Origin of the sequence: Aneurinibacillus sp. XH2, from assembly GCF_001439585.2 — a bacterium.
Classification (GTDB): domain Bacteria; phylum Bacillota; class Bacilli; order Aneurinibacillales; family Aneurinibacillaceae; genus Aneurinibacillus; species Aneurinibacillus thermoaerophilus.
In genome coordinates this window covers 3,565,008-3,583,516 of record NZ_CP014140.1, presented here as the reverse complement: position 1 = coordinate 3,583,516, position 18,509 = coordinate 3,565,008, and the positions used below count along the sequence as shown (strand labels likewise).

The 18,509-nt window shown below is 45.0% G+C and carries 22 protein-coding genes and 2 other annotated features; all 22 genes read left to right on the top strand.

Annotation, left to right across the window (positions count from 1 at the left end; translation table 11 throughout):
- Window positions 1-17: 17 nt before the first annotated feature.
- Entirely contained in the window at window positions 18-1,391 is a 1,374-nt protein-coding gene (radA, locus tag ACH33_RS18000; RefSeq protein ID WP_057897096.1) for a DNA repair protein RadA, read from the top strand.
- A gap of 2 nt (window positions 1,392-1,393) precedes the next feature.
- Window positions 1,394-2,473, top strand: coding sequence for a DNA integrity scanning diadenylate cyclase DisA (gene disA, locus ACH33_RS17995; RefSeq protein WP_057897095.1), 1,080 nt, complete (start codon window positions 1,394-1,396; stop codon window positions 2,471-2,473).
- Window positions 2,474-2,597: 124 nt separating this feature from the next.
- Window positions 2,598-3,326 carry a CDP-diacylglycerol--serine O-phosphatidyltransferase gene (gene pssA, locus ACH33_RS17990; RefSeq protein ID WP_057897094.1) on the top strand — a complete coding sequence of 243 codons (729 nt, stop codon included), beginning with the start codon at window positions 2,598-2,600 and terminating at the stop codon, window positions 3,324-3,326.
- A 176-nt stretch (window positions 3,327-3,502) separates the two neighbouring features.
- A complete protein-coding gene (locus ACH33_RS17985; protein WP_057897093.1) occupies window positions 3,503-3,982 on the top strand; it encodes a CarD family transcriptional regulator in 480 nt (159 codons plus the stop codon).
- 184 nt (window positions 3,983-4,166) lie between these two features.
- Complete coding sequence (locus tag ACH33_RS17980) at window positions 4,167-5,261, top strand: PIN/TRAM domain-containing protein (RefSeq protein WP_057897092.1); 1,095 nt, start codon at window positions 4,167-4,169, stop codon at window positions 5,259-5,261.
- An 11-nt stretch (window positions 5,262-5,272) separates the two neighbouring features.
- Complete coding sequence (gene ispD, locus ACH33_RS17975) at window positions 5,273-5,986, top strand: 2-C-methyl-D-erythritol 4-phosphate cytidylyltransferase (protein WP_057897091.1); 714 nt, start codon at window positions 5,273-5,275, stop codon at window positions 5,984-5,986.
- Window positions 5,961-6,443, top strand: a complete 483-nt coding sequence (gene ispF, locus ACH33_RS17970) for a 2-C-methyl-D-erythritol 2,4-cyclodiphosphate synthase (RefSeq protein WP_057897090.1) — start codon at window positions 5,961-5,963, stop codon at window positions 6,441-6,443. Before ispD ends, ispF begins: the two co-directional genes overlap by 26 nt.
- Before the next feature lie 37 nt (window positions 6,444-6,480).
- Window positions 6,481-7,959, top strand: a complete 1,479-nt coding sequence (gene gltX, locus ACH33_RS17965) for a glutamate--tRNA ligase (RefSeq protein WP_057897089.1) — start codon at window positions 6,481-6,483, stop codon at window positions 7,957-7,959.
- A gap of 2 nt (window positions 7,960-7,961) precedes the next feature.
- Window positions 7,962-8,205 (top strand) — a binding site (T-box leader).
- 61 nt (window positions 8,206-8,266) lie between these two features.
- Window positions 8,267-8,926 (top strand): serine O-acetyltransferase, encoded by a 660-nt coding sequence (gene cysE / locus ACH33_RS17960; protein WP_057897088.1) that lies wholly within the window; start codon window positions 8,267-8,269, stop codon window positions 8,924-8,926.
- Window positions 8,913-10,325: a cysteine--tRNA ligase gene (gene cysS / locus ACH33_RS17955; protein WP_057897087.1), complete on the top strand. Its 1,413-nt coding sequence runs from the start codon at window positions 8,913-8,915 to the stop codon at window positions 10,323-10,325. The genes cysE and cysS overlap by 14 nt, the downstream gene beginning before the upstream one ends.
- A gap of 21 nt (window positions 10,326-10,346) precedes the next feature.
- Window positions 10,347-10,769: a Mini-ribonuclease 3 gene (locus tag ACH33_RS17950; protein WP_057897086.1), complete on the top strand. Its 423-nt coding sequence runs from the start codon at window positions 10,347-10,349 to the stop codon at window positions 10,767-10,769.
- Between the two features lie 13 nt (window positions 10,770-10,782).
- A complete protein-coding gene (gene rlmB / locus ACH33_RS17945; protein WP_057897085.1) occupies window positions 10,783-11,526 on the top strand; it encodes a 23S rRNA (guanosine(2251)-2'-O)-methyltransferase RlmB in 744 nt (247 codons plus the stop codon).
- A 12-nt stretch (window positions 11,527-11,538) separates the two neighbouring features.
- Window positions 11,539-12,051, top strand: coding sequence for an NYN domain-containing protein (locus tag ACH33_RS17940; RefSeq protein WP_057897084.1), 513 nt, complete (start codon window positions 11,539-11,541; stop codon window positions 12,049-12,051).
- Window positions 12,052-12,126: 75 nt separating this feature from the next.
- The gene (gene sigH, locus ACH33_RS17935; protein ID WP_057897083.1) at window positions 12,127-12,765 is read left to right on the top strand and encodes an RNA polymerase sporulation sigma factor SigH; all 639 of its coding nucleotides are present in this window, start codon (window positions 12,127-12,129) and stop codon (window positions 12,763-12,765) included.
- A 177-nt stretch (window positions 12,766-12,942) separates the two neighbouring features.
- Entirely contained in the window at window positions 12,943-14,925 is a 1,983-nt protein-coding gene (locus ACH33_RS17930; RefSeq protein WP_057897082.1) for a methyl-accepting chemotaxis protein, read from the top strand.
- A gap of 221 nt (window positions 14,926-15,146) precedes the next feature.
- Window positions 15,147-15,296 (top strand): 50S ribosomal protein L33, encoded by a 150-nt coding sequence (rpmG, locus tag ACH33_RS17925; protein ID WP_043063763.1) that lies wholly within the window; start codon window positions 15,147-15,149, stop codon window positions 15,294-15,296.
- Window positions 15,297-15,332: 36 nt separating this feature from the next.
- The gene (secE, locus tag ACH33_RS17920; protein ID WP_057897081.1) at window positions 15,333-15,542 is read left to right on the top strand and encodes a preprotein translocase subunit SecE; all 210 of its coding nucleotides are present in this window, start codon (window positions 15,333-15,335) and stop codon (window positions 15,540-15,542) included.
- A gap of 39 nt (window positions 15,543-15,581) precedes the next feature.
- Window positions 15,582-16,115: a transcription termination/antitermination protein NusG gene (gene nusG / locus ACH33_RS19595; protein WP_057897080.1), complete on the top strand. Its 534-nt coding sequence runs from the start codon at window positions 15,582-15,584 to the stop codon at window positions 16,113-16,115.
- A 27-nt stretch (window positions 16,116-16,142) separates the two neighbouring features.
- A complete protein-coding gene (rplK, locus tag ACH33_RS19590) occupies window positions 16,143-16,568 on the top strand; it encodes a 50S ribosomal protein L11 (RefSeq protein WP_057897079.1) in 426 nt (141 codons plus the stop codon).
- A 118-nt stretch (window positions 16,569-16,686) separates the two neighbouring features.
- Window positions 16,687-17,397: a 50S ribosomal protein L1 gene (gene rplA / locus ACH33_RS17905; protein WP_408863273.1), complete on the top strand. Its 711-nt coding sequence runs from the start codon at window positions 16,687-16,689 to the stop codon at window positions 17,395-17,397.
- A gap of 45 nt (window positions 17,398-17,442) precedes the next feature.
- Window positions 17,443-17,577: a sequence feature (ribosomal protein L10 leader region), on the top strand.
- Between the two features lie 28 nt (window positions 17,578-17,605).
- The gene (gene rplJ, locus ACH33_RS17900) at window positions 17,606-18,103 is read left to right on the top strand and encodes a 50S ribosomal protein L10 (RefSeq protein ID WP_057897077.1); all 498 of its coding nucleotides are present in this window, start codon (window positions 17,606-17,608) and stop codon (window positions 18,101-18,103) included.
- A 27-nt stretch (window positions 18,104-18,130) separates the two neighbouring features.
- A complete protein-coding gene (rplL, locus tag ACH33_RS17895; RefSeq protein WP_057897076.1) occupies window positions 18,131-18,496 on the top strand; it encodes a 50S ribosomal protein L7/L12 in 366 nt (121 codons plus the stop codon).
- Window positions 18,497-18,509: the final 13 nt, after the last annotated feature.

Below are 18,509 nucleotides of genomic sequence, written 5' to 3'. Positions count from 1 at the left end.
AAGAAGAGAAGAGAAGTATGGCAAAATACAAAACGAAATATGTATGTCAAGAGTGTGGTTATGAATCCCTGAAATGGATGGGCAAATGCCCAGGTTGCGGGAAATGGAATACAATGGTAGAAGAATTGGAAGAAAAAACGAAACCTGGCGAACCAGCACGCCGTGGTGTATCAATAGGAACAAGTCGACTTGTGCCCATTACAACCATTGTAGGAGAAGATGAACCGCGCCTGGCAACGAATATTAGTGAGTTAAACCGTGTGTTGGGCGGGGGCGTGGTACCGGGTTCGCTCGTGCTTGTGGGTGGCGATCCTGGAATTGGAAAATCAACGCTTTTGCTTCAGGCTTCACAGGAATTGGCAAACAACAACCATAAAGTATTGTATATTTCTGGTGAAGAATCGGCGAAACAGATTAAGCTGCGCGCCGAACGACTGGGCGCGGACAGTCCGAATTTATATGTTCTCGCCGAGACGGATTTGTTTTTACTGGAGCAGCAAATTTCTCAACTTATGCCTGCTGTCGTCATTTTGGATTCAATCCAGACCATTTTCCATCCGGATATTACGTCGGCTCCTGGAAGCGTTGCCCAGGTAAGGGAGTGCACAGCTCATTTGATGAGGCTGGCGAAGACGAAAGATATTGCAATTTTGATTGTCGGACACGTTACGAAGCAGGGAGCGATCGCTGGTCCCCGTTTGCTTGAACATATGGTGGATTCTGTACTTTATTTTGAAGGGGAACGGCATAATACGTACCGAATCCTCCGTGCGGTTAAGAACCGCTTTGGTTCTACGAATGAGATTGGGATTTTTGAAATGGGAGAGAATGGATTAAAAGAAGTGATAAATCCTTCTGAGATGTTTCTATCTGAGCGATCGCTAGGTGTGGCCGGGTCTACAGTTGTCGCCAGTATGGAAGGAACCCGTCCCGTATTGGTGGAACTACAGGCACTTGTTACGCCGACCGGTTTCGCTACGCCGCGAAGGATGGCCACCGGAGTCGACCATAATCGAATTGCTATGATTATGGCGGTGCTGGAGAAACGTGTCGGATTGCTTTTGCAGAATCAGGACGCATACGTGAATGTGGCGGGAGGCGTCCGTCTGGATGAACCGGCGATTGATCTTGCAGTAGCGGTAAGTATCGCTTCCAGTTTTCGTGATAGACAAACCCAACCTTATGATGTAGTAATCGGAGAGGTGGGACTAACCGGGGAAGTTCGTGGAGTTTCCCGTATTGAGCAGCGCGTCAGGGAGGCGCAAAAATTAGGATTTAAGCGTGTAATTATTCCCGCTAAGAATGTCATGGGCTGGGAGCATCCGAGCGGAATTGAAATTATTGGGGTGCAGACCGTGGCCGAAGCGTTGCGGGAGGCGTTGGGAGGATAATAATGGCAACAGACAACAAGCGTGAACAATTTATTAGTGATGTACTTTGCTTTGTATCGCCGGGCACGCCCCTTCGTGAAGGACTAGAAAATGTTCTCCGAGCCAAAACAGGCGCGTTGATTGTTATTGGAAATACCCCGGCGGTACAGACAATCGTTGACGGAGGATTTTCTATCAACTGTGATTTAACTCCAGCTAATCTGTATGAACTTGCCAAGATGGATGGGGCTATTATTTTAAGCGAGGACGCGAAAAGAATTTTATATGCTAATACGCAGTTAATTCCTGACTCTTCGATTCCATCTATGGAAACAGGAATCCGGCATCGGACGGCGGAGCGGGTGGCGCGGCAAACCGGACAGCTTGTAATTTCTATTTCACAACGACGTAACGTGATCACGTTGTACCGCGGGCCGTATCGTTATTCGCTCAAAGATATTGGAGTCATTTTGACCAAGGCGAACCAGGCTATTCAAACGCTGGAAAAATATAAATCTGTGCTCGATCAGGCATTGACCAACTTGGGTGCCCTCGAATTCGAAGAACTTGTAACACTCCATGAAGTGGCGCTTGTTGTACAGAGAATCGAGATGGTACTGCGCATTAAATCGGAGATTATTAAATATATTAATGAACTGGGGACTGAGGGACGCCTTATCAGTATGCAAATGGAAGAGCTTGTATCTAACATCGAGGATGATGCCTATTTGTTAATTAAAGACTATTGCCGTCTTGGAGATGATGTTGATCCAGAAGATGTACTGATGCAATTGCACAAGCTATCCGGTGATGAATTGCTTGAACCGGTAAACATTCTCAAGATTCTCGGATACACCCCGAGTGCGAATTTGAGTGATGAGCCAGTTTTTCCGCGCGGCTATCGGATTTTAAGCAAAATTCCTCGCCTGCCGGCTTCTATTGTAAATAATTTGATTGAGGAGTTTTCTAGTTTGCCGCGGGTTATGATGGCAACGATTGAGGAATTAGACGATGTGGAAGGAATCGGTGAAGTGCGCGCCCGTGCAATTAAAGAAGGATTAAAACGGATACAGGAACAAGTGTTTATTGACAGACATATTTGATTCGGAATAAAATAAAATAATTGTTTGAGGCCTGTCTTTGGATTTTCCAGATACAGACAGGTTTCAAATAAGAGGCGACTGTTTCAAGAGATAGAAACAGTACCAGGGAGGTAAAAAGTCTAGAATGATAGCGAGGACGATACCGAATCTGTTTACAGTAGGCAACTTGTTTCTGGGAATTATTGCAATGCTGCTAGCTTTCCGTGGGGAACCGACTGATTTGAGCTACGCGGCTATCATGGTTATTATCGGTATGGTATTTGATGGTTTGGATGGTCGTCTTGCTCGTATGCTAAACGCGCAGAGCGATTTTGGCAAAGAGTTAGATTCTCTTTCCGATATCGTGACATTTGGAGTGGCACCGGCTTTAATTATGTATGTCGTTGTGCTTGGTGATATGGGATGGACTGGGATTTTGCTGACTGGACTGTTTCCAATTTGTGGAGCTCTTCGTCTAGCGCGTTTTAATTCCTCTACGAGCGGCAATACGGGATATTTTGTAGGATTACCCATTACGGCGGCAGGTGGCGTATTGGCAACGTTGGCTTTGTATCACAACGCTTTTCCGCCGATTTATCTTGTACTAAGTATGTTAGGACTTTCTTATCTTATGATAAGCAACATTAAGTATCCCAACTTTAAAAAGGTAGGGATTCCGCGTTCGGCCTACTGGGTCACCCCTCTTGTTGTCCTGATTGCTGCGATCATGGCCGTGCGTTTTCCAGCACAGTTTCCGATGGTTGTATTTATCCCGCTTGTATTTTATGCGCTTTATGGTGTGAAGAAAAACGTTAAACGTATGCGAAGAAAACGCAGGCGTGAGAATACGGAAGAAGAAATTATTAATTTGTAGAAAGACCGGATGCTTGTCCGGTCTTTTTTTGGTTGCAAATTTTTAATATAAAATTAATTTGACATATTTATTGACATGATTATATTATATATGATATGATTATAAATTTTAAAATGTTGACAAAAAATGGGCGTTATGATATATTAGAAATGGATACTCTGTTGGGGGTGGGGTTGTTGTTTCGAATCGGAGATAAGATTGTTTACCCTATGCATGGCGCAGGTATTATTGAGGCCATTGAGGAGAAGGAAATCCTTGGTGAGAAACAGCAGTACTATATTATGAAGATGCCCGTCGGCAATATGCAGATCATGATCCCGATGGAGAAAGTGAAGAACCTTGGTATTCGCGAAGTCGTGGATGTTCAGGCTCTTGAGCGTGTCATGGAAATTTTGCGACACGGCGAGCTTGACACGTCCATGAGTTGGAATCGCAGATACCGTAAGAATATGGAAAAAATGCGTACAGGTGATATTTATGAGGTAGCGGATGTTGTCCGTGAACTGATGCGCAGGGAGAAAGAAAAAGGGCTGTCGACGGGAGAGCGAAAAATGCTGGACAATGCCCGACAGATATTGTTAAGCGAGCTTGTGCTTGTTAAAAATATTAATGAAGAGCAGGCAACAGATCTGCTTGAGCGTGTTGTCAATAGTTAGAGGGGAAAGCTTCTCTACGAGAAGCTTTTCCTTTTTTTCCTGTAACTTTTGTCGTTATTTCCTCGTAAGAAAGAGTAAAAGAAAAAAATAAAATCCATATTTATACAGTTTTTGTTTTTTCATCGTTTTTTATTCGGTAGATATGACTATAATGGAATATGAATCATTTTGAGGAGGTGAAGGTATGGTTAGACGAATCATTCAACTGTTTTTTCTCTTGGTCGGTGCGGGATTGGGCTATCAATTCGGTTCTGATTTGTTCGGGCTTTTGAGTTCGCTCATCCATATTGGTACAATCCCCGGCGTGGAGTATATCAGTGCGGTACTCGGGGCTATGCTCTTCTTCTTGATTACTTCTTGGCCGACAGAGTACATTGTAAAGATTATCAAACGCAGTGAAGAAACACTGATTAAGCTACCGATTACGGATGTTTTGTTTGGAGCCATGGGGCTTATCATTGGACTTATTGTGGCTTTTTTACTTTTTCTTCCCATTAATAGCATTCCTATCCCAATTGTGGCGAGATTGCTTCCGTTGCTTATTTCTGTACTATGCGGATACATTGGTTTTCAGGTAGGGTTGCGAAAACGTGATGAAATTATGTCCGTATTTTCGATTGGTCGTTTTAAAGGTGAGAAAAAGAAGGAAGAAAAACAAGAGCCGAACCAGACCGAATATAAAATTTTGGATACAAGCGTAATTATTGACGGACGGATTGCAGATATTTGTAAAACAGGATTTCTTGAAGGGGCGCTTGTGATTCCTGAATTCGTGCTAGAAGAGCTACAGCATATTGCAGACTCATCTGACACGCTTAAGCGCAACAGAGGGCGACGTGGTCTTGACATCTTGAACAAAATTCAAAAAGAATTAAAAGTAAAGGTTATTATCACAGATCAAGATTTCGAGGAAATTAGCGAAGTTGACAGCAAGCTGGTTAAGCTTGCTAAAGTGATGAAAGGAAAGGTCGTGACAAACGACTTTAATCTAAATAAGGTATGTGAGCTTCAGGGTGTATCTGTGTTGAATATTAACGATTTGGCCAATGCGGTAAAACCGGTAGTGTTGCCGGGTGAGGAACTGCATGTGCAGGTTATTAAGGACGGAAAAGAAAATGGCCAAGGTGTCGCGTACTTGGATGATGGAACGATGATCGTTGTCGAAGGCGGGCGGGATTATATCGGTTCGTTTGTTGACGTGATTGTAACTAGCGTTTTGCAGACGTCGGCTGGCCGCATGATTTTCGCGAAGCCGAAATTAATGGAAAAAGCGCTGTAAGAAATGAGTGGATGAAAGTGAATATAGGTGTGGTTATCGCAGCCGCTGGACAGGGTAAGCGAATGGGCGGATCGGTGAAAAAACAATTTATCGAACTGGGCGGAAAACCGGTCCTGCTTCATACGCTCTCTCTGTTTATCGGGCTTGAACATGTGAAGGAAATTATCGTTGTAACGGCTGAAGAAGATATGGAATGCACGCAGGAGTTGCTCCGTGGCTATCGAGGGGTTCGTGTCATTCCAGGCGGAGCGGAGCGCCAGGACAGCGTGTATCTTGGTCTTAAAGCTCTCCGTTCTGTCGAATATGTCATGATTCACGATAGTGCGCGGCCTTTTCTTACCCGTCCGACGCTGCTGAAACTAATAGAAGCGCTCCGTGCTAAGCGAGCAGCCATCCTCGCCGTTCCTGTCAAAGACACGATTAAACGGACGGATGCAGAAGGAATCGTGGTGGACACACCGCCAAGAAAAAGCTTGTGGGCTGTGCAAACGCCACAAGCTTTTGCTCTGTCTGATATTATCCGTGCGCATGAGCGGGCGCGCGAGGAAGGCTTTATTGGTACGGATGATGCCTCGTTGCTGGAGCGCATGGGACAGACTGTGCATATTGTTGAAGGAGAGTATACGAATATTAAGCTTACGACTCCAGAAGATTTGGTGTTCGGAGAAGCGATTTTGGAGCGGAGAAAGGAGACGGGCGATGATACGAGTAGGACAAGGATTTGATGTTCATCAGCTGGCGGCAGGCCGCAGGCTTATCGTTGGGGGTGTGGAAATTCCTCACGAAAAAGGGCTTCTGGGCCATTCGGATGCGGATGTTTTGCTGCATGCGATTACGGATGCGATTTTGGGTGCTTTGGGATTAGGGGATATTGGCAAGCGCTTTCCAGATACCGATCAGACGTTCAAAGATGCGGATAGCCGCGTGTTGCTTCAGGATGTCTGGAAGCTGGTAAAAGAAAAAGGATATATCATGGGGAATGTGGATGCGACCATTATTGCTCAGCAGCCGAAAATGGCTCCATATATAGAACGAATGCGCGAAGTTATCGCTACTTGTGTGGAAACGGATAAAGAAAGGGTAAACGTGAAGGCGACCACGACAGAACAGCTTGGTTTTACGGGCCGTGGCGAAGGAGTGGCCGCAATGGCTGTTGTATTGTTGCAAAAAGAAGGATTATAATAGATGGAGCTAAATTTTTGAAGGATGGTGGCCATTCATGTCGAAACAAGTCCGCGTTCGGTTTGCACCGAGTCCAACCGGACATTTACATATCGGGGGTGCCCGTTCGGCGCTGTTTAACTATTTGTTCGCTCGTCATCACGGTGGCGACTTCATTGTCCGCATCGAAGATACGGACCGGAAGCGGAATGTGGAAGAGGCAGAAGCGAAATTAATCGAAAGCCTTCGCTGGTTTGGAACGGAGTGGGACGAAAGCATCGATAAAGACGGCGGTGTAGGCCCATATCGTTCCATGGATCGGCTGGATATTTATAAGGAGTATATTGACAAGCTGGTAGAAGAAGGGAAAGCCTATCATTGCTATTGTACGGAAGAAGAGCTGAATGCAGAGCGTGAGGCGATGAAAGCAAGATGTGAAACGCCGCGCTATTCGGGAAAATGCCGTCATCTGGCCCCGGAACAAATTGAGGCGTACAAAGCGGAAGGGCGGACTTCTTCTATTCGTTTTCGCGTACCAGAAAACCGGGAATACATTGTACATGATCATATTCGTGGTGAAGTAAAATTTGAATCAAATGGTATTGGAGATTTCGTCATTGCCCGTCCGGACGGGATTCCGACATATAATTTTGCCGTGGTTATTGATGACTATCTTATGAAAATTACACACGTTATCCGTGGCGAAGAACATCTTTCAAACACGCCGCGCCAGCTGATGATTTATGAAGCGTTCGGCTTTGAGGCGCCGGAATTTGCACATGTGGCGTTGATTCTAAATCCGGACGGGAAGAAGATGAGCAAACGGGACGAGTCCCTTATTCAATTTGTCGAGCAATACCGCGACCTCGGCTATCTGCCAGAGGCACTGATGAACTTTCTGGCGCTGCTCGGATGGTCGCCTGAAGAAGAACGGGAAATTTTCACCCGCGAAGAGCTTATTGATAAATTTTCACTAAGTCGTGTATCCAAGTCACCGGCTATCTTTGACATTCATAAGTTAAATTGGATGAATAACCATTATATTAAGCAAGCTCCTGTAGAGCGTATTGCTGAGCTTTGTATTCCGCATATGCAAAAAGCCGGGCAGCTGCCGCAGAAGCTGAATGAAGATCAGTATGAATGGGCAAAGCAAGTGGTTGCCCTGTATCAGGAGCAATTACAGTATGCGGCCGAGATTACAGGGCTTGCCTCTCTATTCTTTGAAAACGAAGTGCAATACGATGAAGAAGCGAAAGCAGTGCTCTCAGACGAGCAGGTTCCAGATGTTATGAAGGCGTTCCATGAAGAGTTGGTGACGCTTAAAGAATATACGCCTGATACAATTAAAGAAGCACTGAAGGCTGTGCAAAAGGTAACCGGCCAGAAAGGTAAGAAGTTGTTCATGCCCGTTCGTGTTGCTACTACCGGCCTTACACATGGGCGAGACCTAAATCAGACACTATTCCTTCTCGGCCGTGACAAAGTGGTTTCACGTGTGCAAAATGTGATAAACAACTACGAGAAAATTGCAAAATAAAGATAATGGCAAGGAACGGAAGAAGTACGAAAAGGAAGAAAGGCACCAGAGAAAGCCGCCGGTATGATAAAATGTACCGTGCTGGAAGCGGCTCTGCTTTTCGTTTTCGGAAATGCATCCGTGAGCCGGGTCTCTGAACCATTTTATAGTAGGAGACTCCGTGTCCCGCGTTACGGGTTTGAGCGCGCTTTGCTTTTTTAAGCAGAGCGAAACAGAGTGGAACCGCGGAAAATTACCGCCTCTGTAGCCATTATTTGGCTATGGAGGCTTTTTTATTGGTAATATTAGGAATGGAAGGGGTGGAAGTATGCTTAAAACGTTGCGGGAAGATATTCGTGCGGTAATGGAGCGGGACCCCGCAGCGCGTAGCGCGCTGGAAGTACTCCTTACGTACTCAGGATTGCATGCTATTTGGTTTTACCGCTTAAGCCATCGTTTATGGAAAAGGAAGTTCTACACACTGGCGCGGGTGATTTCGCAGTTTGCCCGCTTCTTAACCGGTATAGAGATTCACCCTGGGGCGAAAATCGGGAAAGGGCTGTTTATTGACCATGGTATGGGCGTCGTTATCGGAGAAACTTGCGAAATTGGCGACAATGTAACGCTTTATCAGGGAGTGACTCTCGGCGGTACAGGTAAAGAAAAGGGCAAGCGTCATCCTACGATTGGCAATAATGTGCTGATCGCTTCCGGGGCGAAAGTGCTCGGCTCGATGAAAATCGGCGACAATTCAAAAATCGGAGCTGGTTCGGTTGTGTTGCAGGAAGTGCCGCCGAATTCTACAGTTGTCGGTATTCCTGGTCGCATCGTTATTCAGAATGGTGTAAGGGTAAACCATGACTTTGATCATACTAATTTGCCGGACCCAATCGGCGAAGTGTTGCGCTCGATGCAGCGAGAAATTGATACCTTGAGACAAGAAGTAAAACAACTAAAGGAGAGTCGACAAGCCCATGAGCAGCATTAAAATATACAATACGCTGACCCGTAAAAAAGAAGAGTTTGTTCCGCTTGAGGCGGGCAAAGTGAAAATGTACGTTTGCGGGCCGACGGTGTATAACTTTATTCATATCGGAAATGCCCGTCCACCCATTGTGTTTGATGTAGTGCGTCGTTATTTCTCATACCGTGGCTATGAAGTAACGTACGTTCAAAACTTTACCGATGTAGATGATAAAATTATTAAAAAGGCCGAGGAAAGCGGCATGGGCGTGGAAGAAGTTGCAAACATGTTTATTGCAGCGTTTGAAGAAGATGTGCGGGCGCTCGGTGTAAAGAAGGCAGACGTCCACCCAAAAGTGACGGAGCACATCCCGGAAATTATCGCCTTCATTGAAGACTTAATCGCAAAAGGGCATGCGTATGTAGCAAGCGGAGATGTTTATTTCCGTACAGCTTCCTTTGCGGAATACGGCAAGCTCTCGTACCAAAACATTGAAGAATTGCAGGCGGGTGCCCGCATTGAAGTGAGCGATAAGAAAGAGAATCCGCTTGATTTTGTGCTTTGGAAAGGTGCGAAACCGGGGGAAATTTGTTGGGAAAGCCCATGGGGCAAAGGTCGGCCGGGCTGGCATATTGAATGTTCAGCGATGTCAATGAAATATCTCGGCGAAACTTTCGATATCCATGGTGGAGGTCACGATCTTATATTTCCGCATCATGAAAACGAAATCGCGCAAACGGAGAGCCTGACAGGCCATCCAATGGCAAAGTACTGGATGCATAATGGATATATTAATATTGAGAACGAAAAAATGTCCAAATCGCTTGGAAATGTGATTCTGGTAAAAAAACTGCGTGAGAATTATCCAGCGCGCGTTATTCGCTTCTTTATGCTAGGGGCGCACTACCGCAACCCGATTAACTTTAGCGATGCGCTTTTGCGGCAGGCGGCAAACGCTCTGGAGCGTATTGATACAGCTGTGCGCAATCTGAAGCATCATCTGGATTCAGCGGTGGACGAGGCCGCCACGGAAGAAGAAAAGCAACGGGTAGACAGTTTTCGCCAGCGTTTTATCGAAGAAATGGATAATGACTTTAATACGGCTGACGCTATCACGGTGTTGTTTGATATGGTGCGTGAAGTGAATCAGATGATGGCAGCGAATGTGTTAAGAAAAGAAATCGGCGCAGCTTATCTTGCTTTATTTGCAGAATTGGGAGACGTGCTTGGCATTACCTTTGGGGAAGCGGAACAGAATATGTCGGGCCCATCCGATGAAGAAATTAATACGTTAATTGAGGAGCGGGCACAGGCACGTAAAGTGAGAAACTTTGCTCGGGCGGACGAAATTCGGAACCGATTACAAGAGATGGGAATTATTATCGAGGATACGCCGCAAGGCACGCGCTGGCATCGCAAATAAACGCAAGGATAGAGGCGCAGTATGAAACAAGATAAACTGACGAGAGATCCAAGACAAATCAATGCCCTTGCCCTTGCGTACATGGGAGATGCAGTATTGGAGGTTCGCGTCCGCCAGCATTTGATTGCGGCGGGTGAGGTAAAGCCGAATTTGCTGCAACGTGCCGCCGTGCGCTATGTTTCAGCCAAAGCGCAGGCCAGCATCGTAGAAGGTATTTGGGAACGGTTGACCGAAGAAGAGAAGGCTGTGCTAAAGAGGGGACGTAACGCTAAGTCGGCAACCGTTCCGAAAAATGCTAATATTGCTGAATACAGACTCAGCACTGGTTTTGAAGCGTTGCTTGGTTTTTTATATTTAACTAGGCAGGAAAAGCGTTTAGACGAAATTTTGTCTTATGCGCTTGAGTGGGTAGATAGCGGCTTGGCCGCTCCAACCAAAGAATAAGAAGGGGTTTGCCATGAGTGAATATATCGTCGGAAAAAATCCCGTCCTGGAAGCGTTGCGTTCGGGGCGTTCCATCAATAAAATATGGATTGCGGAAAATTCGCAAAAAGGAGCCGCCAATCAGGTAATAGCACTGGCCAAAAAAGCGGGTGTCACCGTACAAATTGTTCCTCGCAAAAAGCTTGATCAAGCGGCGGAAGGAGAAAGTCATCAGGGCGTACTGGCGTACGTAGCCGCTTACGATTACGTAGAATTGGACGAGATTTTACATAGAGCGGAAACGTCTGGAGAACCGCCCTTTCTCGTACTGTTGGATGAAATTGAAGATCCGCACAACCTTGGCTCCATTTTACGTACGGCTGATGCGACCGGCGTTCACGGCATAATTATTCCAAAGCGGCGTTCTGCCGGATTAACTTCCACCGTGGCTAAAACATCAGCTGGAGCAATTGAGTATGTACCGGTTGCCCGCGTCACCAATCTTGCTCGCACGATTGATGAGCTCAAAAAGCACAATATTTGGGTAATAGGTACGGATGCTTCGGGAGAAAAAGAATTCCGTGAAGCGCGTTTTGATATGGGAGTTGCTTTGGTAATTGGCAGTGAAGGAAAAGGCATGAGCCGTCTTGTCAAGGAAAAATGCGACTTTACGGTAAAGTTGCCGATGGTAGGCCGCGTCACTTCTTTGAACGCGTCTGTTGCGAGTGCCTTATTGATGTATGAAGTATACCGCCAGCGTCATCCATTAGCTAAATAAGGATGATCGGTGATGGAAGAAATACTAATTGTTGATGGCTACAACGTGATCGGGGATTGGAAGCGGCTGAAGGAAAAGAAGAAAATTAGCCTCGAAGAGGCGAGGGACGATTTGCTTGGCTGGCTGGCCGATTATCAAGGATTTACCGGAGCGCGCGTTATCGTTGTGTTTGATGCCCATAACGTAAAAGGCATGGGCAAGAAACTGCGGGAGTATCGCCTCGATATTCGCTATACAAAAGAAAAGGAAACAGCGGATGAGTGTATCGAACGTTTAGTATTCGAATTATCTGGTCGTCGTCGTCAAATTTATGTCGCCACGTCAGATTATACAGAACAGAGGGTGACATTCGGTTATGGCGCTTTACGTAAATCAGCGCGCGAGCTGTGGCGGGAAATGCAGCAAATTCATCGCGATATTAGAGAGAAAGTGCGCGAAACAAAACAGCAGCCAAAGGGAAGAGGAATTATCCTTAGTGATGAAATTAAAAAAAAATTCGAAAAGTGGCGCCGTGGAGATGGTTAACTTCATTGACGGTAAAGGTTACATAATATATAATTGCTTTATCTGATGCATAACGGCAGGTCGGAGGGATGATGTTTGGCTGCAGACCATACCCGCTATGATGCTTTGCACGATGAGGAAATTGTGGATCTTGTAAGGTCAGGTGACAGTGATGCGCTTGAGTACTTGATTAACAAGTACAAGAATTTTGTGCGTGCGAAAGCTCGTTCCTATTTTTTGATTGGCGCCGACCGTGAGGATATTGTGCAGGAAGGTATGATTGGGCTTTATAAGTCAATTCGGGACTTTAAAGGGGATAAACTTGCTTCCTTTAAAGCGTTTGCTGAATTGTGTATTACGCGCCAGATAATTACTGCGATAAAAACAGCCACTCGACAGAAACATATTCCTCTTAATTCCTACGTCTCGTTGGACAAGCCTATTTATGATGAAGACTCAGATCGTACTTTGCTGGATATTATCTGCGGCACGAAAGTGACGGATCCAGAAGAGTTGATCATTAATCAGGAAGAATATGACGACATTGAGGATAAAATCAGCGAAATTTTGAGTGATTTGGAACAACAAGTTTTGCTTTTGTATTTGGATGGGCGCTCATACCAGGAGATTGCTGTTGATTTAAGCCGTCATGTCAAATCGATTGATAACGCTCTCCAACGCGTAAAAAGAAAGTTGGAGAAGTACTTGGAAGTTCGCGCAGTATCGCAAGTATAGCTATAAAGCATCGTGAATATGGATAAGAATATAGAAAAAACAGGGCTATTGCCCTGTTTTTTTATTTCGAAAGTCATCTATAAATATTTGGAAAAGTTTTTCAAAATATAGTGTGTAAGGCGTTTATAATGGTATAATAGTACTAACTAATTTTTAGAAAAGAGAGGAGGATAAGTAATGAAAGCTAGAAGTTTGAAAATAAAGTTATTGATAGTTATTATTCCGTTAATTGTGATAGCGCTTTCTTTTGTGGCATGGATAAACCACAACAAGGCTAAGGAGTTTTTAGAAAATAATTTTAGGGAAAAGGCGTTTATCCAACTGGAGCTTTTGAATATGAAAGTCACTAGCTGGCTGGAGAAGCAAAAAGAGCTAGTCACTAATATGGCTTCTGCGCTGGATATTCGGAGTATGGACAAAGAACTACAACTCCAGTATTTAAAATCTCAACTGAAAGAACATCGTGACTATGAAATGTTTTTTATTGTGGATATGAAAGGAGAAGCTTTCACGACAGCAGGACAGAAAACAAATGTGGCCAATCGAGATTACTTTAAAAAAGTAATAAACGGTGAGCCGTATGCAATTTCGGATCCGCTTATTTCACGCGTAAGCGGGCAGATGGTTATTGTTATTGCAAGTCCGATTTATAACCGGGAGAACCAGCTAAGCGGTATTGTGGCAGCTACGGTGCCGGTTACTACCATGAACAATTTAGTAGCTGGCGAAAAAATTGGACAGACCGGCTATGCATATATGGCACAGCGCGACGGACTCGTTATCAGTTATCCAAAAAAAGAAGAAATTTTAAAGTTAAACCTATATAAGTTAAATATACCGCATTTGACAGAAGGTATTGACGAAGCATTTGCTGGCAAGACTGTATACAAAAGGTATACATATAAAGGCGTGGATAAATATGCTTTTTTCTCGCAGATTCCTACTACCGGGTGGCTGGTCGCCATTACTGCCCCAGTAAAAGAAGCATCCAGCCAGCTTGATTATCTAGCTAAACTTTCATTTGTCACAGCGATTGTTATTCTTACTTTTGCTATTGTTATTTTAATCGTGTTTTCTTCACGTTTTGTTCGTCCGATTCAGCATTTGAGCGAGCTGACCAGCATGATCGCCAAAGGGGACTTAACCGTAAAAACGCCAAATAGAAGCAGCGATGAAGTAGGTGTGCTTAGTCAAAATTTTAATCAGATGGTAGAGAACATTCATATGTTGCTTCTCGAAATTAAGGAAGCTTCAGGTAAAATGAGGCGTTCTTCCGAAGTTTTAACGCTCACCAGCCAGGAGACGACGCAGTCTGCTGAACAGGTAGCGACAACGATTAACGATCTGGCTGAAGGAGCGGGAGATATCGCTAATTCTATTCAATCGGTTCATATGGAAGTATCTCTTGTCAATAACGGTCTACAGCAGATTTCCGCTTATGCTGACGAGATGAACCGTACGTTCACAGCTACTATACAACTAACGGGAGAAGGCGAAAAAGCGGTACGAGCCGCCGTATATAAAATGGAAGAAATTCAGCGGATGGTAGATGATGCGTCGGCTGTTGTACAGAAGCTGGGGGACCGCTCGGAAGAAATCGGACAAATTGTCAATCTGATTACTGGAATTGCTTCTCAGACGAACCTGCTTGCGTTGAATGCAAGCATTGAAGCTGCGCGTGCCGGCGAAGCAGGGCGCGGTTTTGCGGTTGTGGCCGATGAAGTACGGAAGCTTGCAGAAGCAACGGATCGAGCGGCAGGCAATATTTCTCGTATTGTCGAAGAGAACAAACGGGAGACGCATGAAGCGATCGATTCGATTGTGCGCGGCCATGATATGATCGCGCAGGGGCGGGAAATGGTGCGGCATACCGGGGATTCTTTCGGAGAAATTTACAAGCATATTACGCTTGTAGGTGAGAAAAGTTCGCATATCACTTCGTTCATTAAAATGGCGGAAGAGAACGCGCGCAAAGTTTCCCAGGAGATGGAACGTATCTCAGCTATTACGGAAGAAGCTTCCGCCGGTTCTCAAGAAGTTGCTGCGGTGAGTGAGCAGCAAGCCGCAGCTGCACAGCAACTGGCGAATGATGCAGCTACTATGGCGCAGTTGTCTGAACAGTTAGAAAGTCTGGTAGCAAGATTTAAGGTGGAGCAATAAAGATAAGTTGTTGATGAACTCTATTCTTTTGGTTGCTGCTTGTCTTTCTTACACAAAGTATAGTTTCTGTTCTATTTCTAGTTTAAGTCAATTTTTGTTTGACACTGAAATTCCCTTGTGATAAAGTATTTGAGGTAGCCGTGTGTCTGCGCGGTTTTACTTGATGCAAAATTCATTATGAAAGGCTAGTACATAGCCAGTAATGTGGGAGGTGTAACATCATGCGGGTAACTGTAACGTTAGCGTGCACCGAGTGCAAACAACGCAACTATACCACAACCAAAAACAAACGTAAGCAAACGGAACGCATTGAGATGAAGAAATACTGCAAATTCTGCAACGATCATACGCTTCATCGTGAGACTCGCTAGTATAGTTTGAGAGTTTGAAGTTATTGGGGGTGCGTTATGGGTTTTGTAGATAAACTCAAACGCGGACCGGCCTTTGTAAAGGAAGCTTGGGCCGAACTGAAGAAAGTTACTTGGCCAACCCGTAAAGAACTTGTTTCTTATACGACCGTTGTACTGGTAACAGTAACGCTTATTGCAATCTTCTTCGCTGTAATTGATTTAGGTATTTCCCAACTCCTTGAGTTAATCTTGAAGGCAGGGAAATAATCATTAGGGGGGTTAAGGACACCTGTTTGTCCTCGAATCATGGAAAAACACTGGTATGTTGTTCACACTTATTCAGGTTATGAGAATAAGGTTAAAACAAACCTGGAAAAGCGCGTAGAATCAATGGGAATGGAAGACAAAATCTTCCGTGTGCTCATTCCGACAGAAGATGAAACCGAAGAGCGTGACGGCAAGAAAAAGGTCGTAACGAAGAAGGTTTTTCCGGGTTACGTGCTCGTCGAAATGATTATGACGGACGATTCCTGGTATGTTGTACGGAATACACCGGGTGTAACTGGATTCGTTGGTTCTGCAGGTGCAGGTTCAAAACCGACTCCTCTACTTCCTGAAGAAGTGGCAGCTATTATGAAGCAGATGGGCATGGAGGAATCCGTGAAGCGTGTTGACTTTGTGCTGAAAGAAATGGTTCGGGTGAAAGAGGGACCGTTTGCCAATATGGTTGGCTCCGTTGAAGAGATTCAATTGGACAAGCGCAAAGTCAAAGTGTTGGTTGATATGTTTGGACGCGAGACGCCTGTTGAGTTGGATTTTACTCAAGTGGCTAAGTTATAGAGTCATTGTTTTTAGGAGGTGTACCACATGGCTAAAAAAGTTATCAAAGTTGTTAAGCTTCAGATCCCTGCGGGCAAAGCGAATCCGGCACCGCCTGTTGGTCCGGCGCTTGGTCAAGCAGGCGTAAATATCATGGGGTTCTGTAAAGAATTCAACGCTCGCACACAAGATCAAGCAGGTCTGATTATCCCTGTTGAGATCACCGTGTTTGAAGACCGTTCTTTCACATTCATTACAAAAACCCCGCCGGCTGCTGTTCTACTGAAAAAAGCGGCTGGAATTGAATCCGGCTCTGCTGTTCCGAATAAGAACAAAGTTGCAACGATTAAGCGCGATAAGGTTCGCGAAATTGCAGAGACTAAAATGCCTGACTTGAATGCTGCAAGCGTGGAAGCCGCTATGCGCATGGTTGAGGGTACTGCGCGCAGCATGGGCATCACAATCGTTGACTAATTTGCTGGTTAACCATACATGTTTCTACCGAGGGGTTGTGTAATGTGCGGGGAAATCCGCCTACGCGCAACCCTGTTTCGTGGGAGGCACAACCGTTACAACCACAATTAAGGAGGAAATGAAAGTGGCTAAAAGAGGTAAAAACTACTTAGAAGCTGCAAAGCTCATCGACCGCAATGTTGCATACGAAATCGAAGAAGCTCTTGAACTCGTGAAAAAGGCTTCTAAAGCTAAGTTCGACGAAACTGTGGAAGTAGCAGTTCGTCTGGGCGTTGATCCGCGCAAAAACGATCAACAAATTCGCGGTGCTGTTGTACTTCCGCACGGTACTGGTAAAACTCAGCGTGTACTTGTTTTTGCCAAAGGTGAAAAAGCGAAAGAAGCGGAAGCTGCAGGCGCAGATTATGTAGGCGACGAAGAATACGTAAACAAAATCCAAGAAGGTTGGTTCGATTTTGATGTAGTCGTTGCTACACCGGATATGATGGGGACTGTAGGTAAGCTTGGTCGTGTACTTGGACCAAAAGGTTTAATGCCTAACCCGAAAACCGGTACCGTAACATTTGAAGTTGAAAAAGCAGTTAAAGACATCAAAGCTGGTAAAATTGAATACCGCACAGATAAAGCAGGAAATATCCATGCTCCGATTGGTAAAGTATCTTTCGAAGTAAGCCAGCTTGCTGACAATCTGCGCACGCTGCTTGATGCGTTGTTGAAAGCAAAGCCGGCCGCTGCAAAGGGAACATACATGAAAAATATTACTGTAAGCTCCACAATGGGGCCTGGGGTAAAAGTAAACACTTTAAAAATTACAGCTTCGGCAAAATAATTGCTTGACATCAATTTTTAAAGTTGATAAGATAGCATTCGTTGATAAATGAATATGCCGTTACCGTAGACAGAAGGTGCCTGTTCAGGCAGGCTTAATATCCTTCCGAGGTGCTGATGAAGATATAGATTTGATATCTGAAGCCTTCGCATGTCTGCGTGGGCTTTTTTCATTTTGATAAAAGTCTCATGCTACAGGAGGTGCAAACATGTCCGTACGTGAAGAAAAAGTTCAAATTGTTAACGAAATCGTTGAAAAGCTTCGTAACAGCAAAAGCACTGTAGTAACTGACTATCGTGGATTGAACGTGGCTCAAGTTACTGAACTGCGCAAAAAGTGTCGCGAAGCGGGCGTTGAGTTCAAAGTGTACAAAAACACGTTGACTCGCCGCGCGACTGCTGAAGTTGGCTTGACTGATCTGGACGAAGTATTAACTGGTCCGACTGCTATTGCATTCAGCCTCGAAGATGAAATCACGGCTGCGAAGGTTTTGGCTGATTTTGCAAAAGAAAATGAGGCTCTTGAAATCAAGGGCGGCGTAATGGAAGGCAAAGTTCTTTCTGTTGATGAAGTCAAGGCAATTGCAAGCCTGCCGAATCGCGAAGGTCTGCTTTCTATGCTGCTTAGCGTGCTTCAAGCACCTATCCGCAACTTCGCGCTTGCTGTTAAAGCAGTTAGTGAACAAAAAGAAGGCCAAGGAGCTTAATCTAATAACTTGTTAGGAGGAATCATAATGAGCAAAGAACAAATTATTGAAGCGATTAAAGGCATGTCTGTTCTTGAATTGAACGATCTGGTTAAAGCTATCGAAGAAGAATTCGGCGTAACTGCAGCTGCTCCTGTAGCAGTTATGGGTGGTGCTGCTGGCGGTGCTGCTGAAGCTGAACAAACTGAATTCACAGTTGTTTTGGCGAACGCTGGCGCTTCCAAAATCAACGTTATCAAAGTTGTTCGCGAACTTACAGGTCTCGGCCTGAAGGAAGCGAAAGCAATGGTTGATGGCGCTCCTGCTACAGTTAAGGAAGGCGTATCTAAAGAAGAAGCTGAACAAATGAAAGCTAAGCTTGAAGAAGCTGGCGCAACTGTTGAACTTAAGTAGTTGTATAACTGCT

Bases quoted from the DNA above. Each gene is read 5' to 3' on its own strand.
- rpmG (WP_043063763.1), top strand. From the start codon at position 15,147: ATGCGGGTAACTGTAACGTTAGCGTGCACCGAGTGCAAACAACGCAAC.
- rplK (WP_057897079.1), top strand. From the start codon at position 16,143: ATGGCTAAAAAAGTTATCAAAGTTGTTAAGCTTCAGATCCCTGCGGGC.
- rlmB (WP_057897085.1), top strand. From the start codon at position 10,783: ATGAGTGAATATATCGTCGGAAAAAATCCCGTCCTGGAAGCGTTGCGT.
- secE (WP_057897081.1), top strand. From the start codon at position 15,333: ATGGGTTTTGTAGATAAACTCAAACGCGGACCGGCCTTTGTAAAGGAA.
- pssA (WP_057897094.1), top strand. From the start codon at position 2,598: ATGATAGCGAGGACGATACCGAATCTGTTTACAGTAGGCAACTTGTTT.
- nusG (WP_057897080.1), top strand. From the start codon at position 15,582: ATGGAAAAACACTGGTATGTTGTTCACACTTATTCAGGTTATGAGAAT.
- rplA (WP_408863273.1), top strand. From the start codon at position 16,687: ATGAAAGTGGCTAAAAGAGGTAAAAACTACTTAGAAGCTGCAAAGCTC.
- ACH33_RS17950 (WP_057897086.1), top strand. From the start codon at position 10,347: ATGAAACAAGATAAACTGACGAGAGATCCAAGACAAATCAATGCCCTT.
- cysE (WP_057897088.1), top strand. From the start codon at position 8,267: ATGCTTAAAACGTTGCGGGAAGATATTCGTGCGGTAATGGAGCGGGAC.
- ACH33_RS17980 (WP_057897092.1), top strand. From the start codon at position 4,167: ATGGTTAGACGAATCATTCAACTGTTTTTTCTCTTGGTCGGTGCGGGA.
- rplJ (WP_057897077.1), top strand. From the start codon at position 17,606: ATGTCCGTACGTGAAGAAAAAGTTCAAATTGTTAACGAAATCGTTGAA.
- ACH33_RS17930 (WP_057897082.1), top strand. From the start codon at position 12,943: ATGAAAGCTAGAAGTTTGAAAATAAAGTTATTGATAGTTATTATTCCG.
- radA (WP_057897096.1), top strand. From the start codon at position 18: ATGGCAAAATACAAAACGAAATATGTATGTCAAGAGTGTGGTTATGAA.
- ACH33_RS17940 (WP_057897084.1), top strand. From the start codon at position 11,539: ATGGAAGAAATACTAATTGTTGATGGCTACAACGTGATCGGGGATTGG.
- cysS (WP_057897087.1), top strand. From the start codon at position 8,913: ATGAGCAGCATTAAAATATACAATACGCTGACCCGTAAAAAAGAAGAG.
- ispD (WP_057897091.1), top strand. From the start codon at position 5,273: ATGAAAGTGAATATAGGTGTGGTTATCGCAGCCGCTGGACAGGGTAAG.
- ispF (WP_057897090.1), top strand. From the start codon at position 5,961: ATGATACGAGTAGGACAAGGATTTGATGTTCATCAGCTGGCGGCAGGC.
- gltX (WP_057897089.1), top strand. From the start codon at position 6,481: ATGTCGAAACAAGTCCGCGTTCGGTTTGCACCGAGTCCAACCGGACAT.
- rplL (WP_057897076.1), top strand. From the start codon at position 18,131: ATGAGCAAAGAACAAATTATTGAAGCGATTAAAGGCATGTCTGTTCTT.
- disA (WP_057897095.1), top strand. From the start codon at position 1,394: ATGGCAACAGACAACAAGCGTGAACAATTTATTAGTGATGTACTTTGC.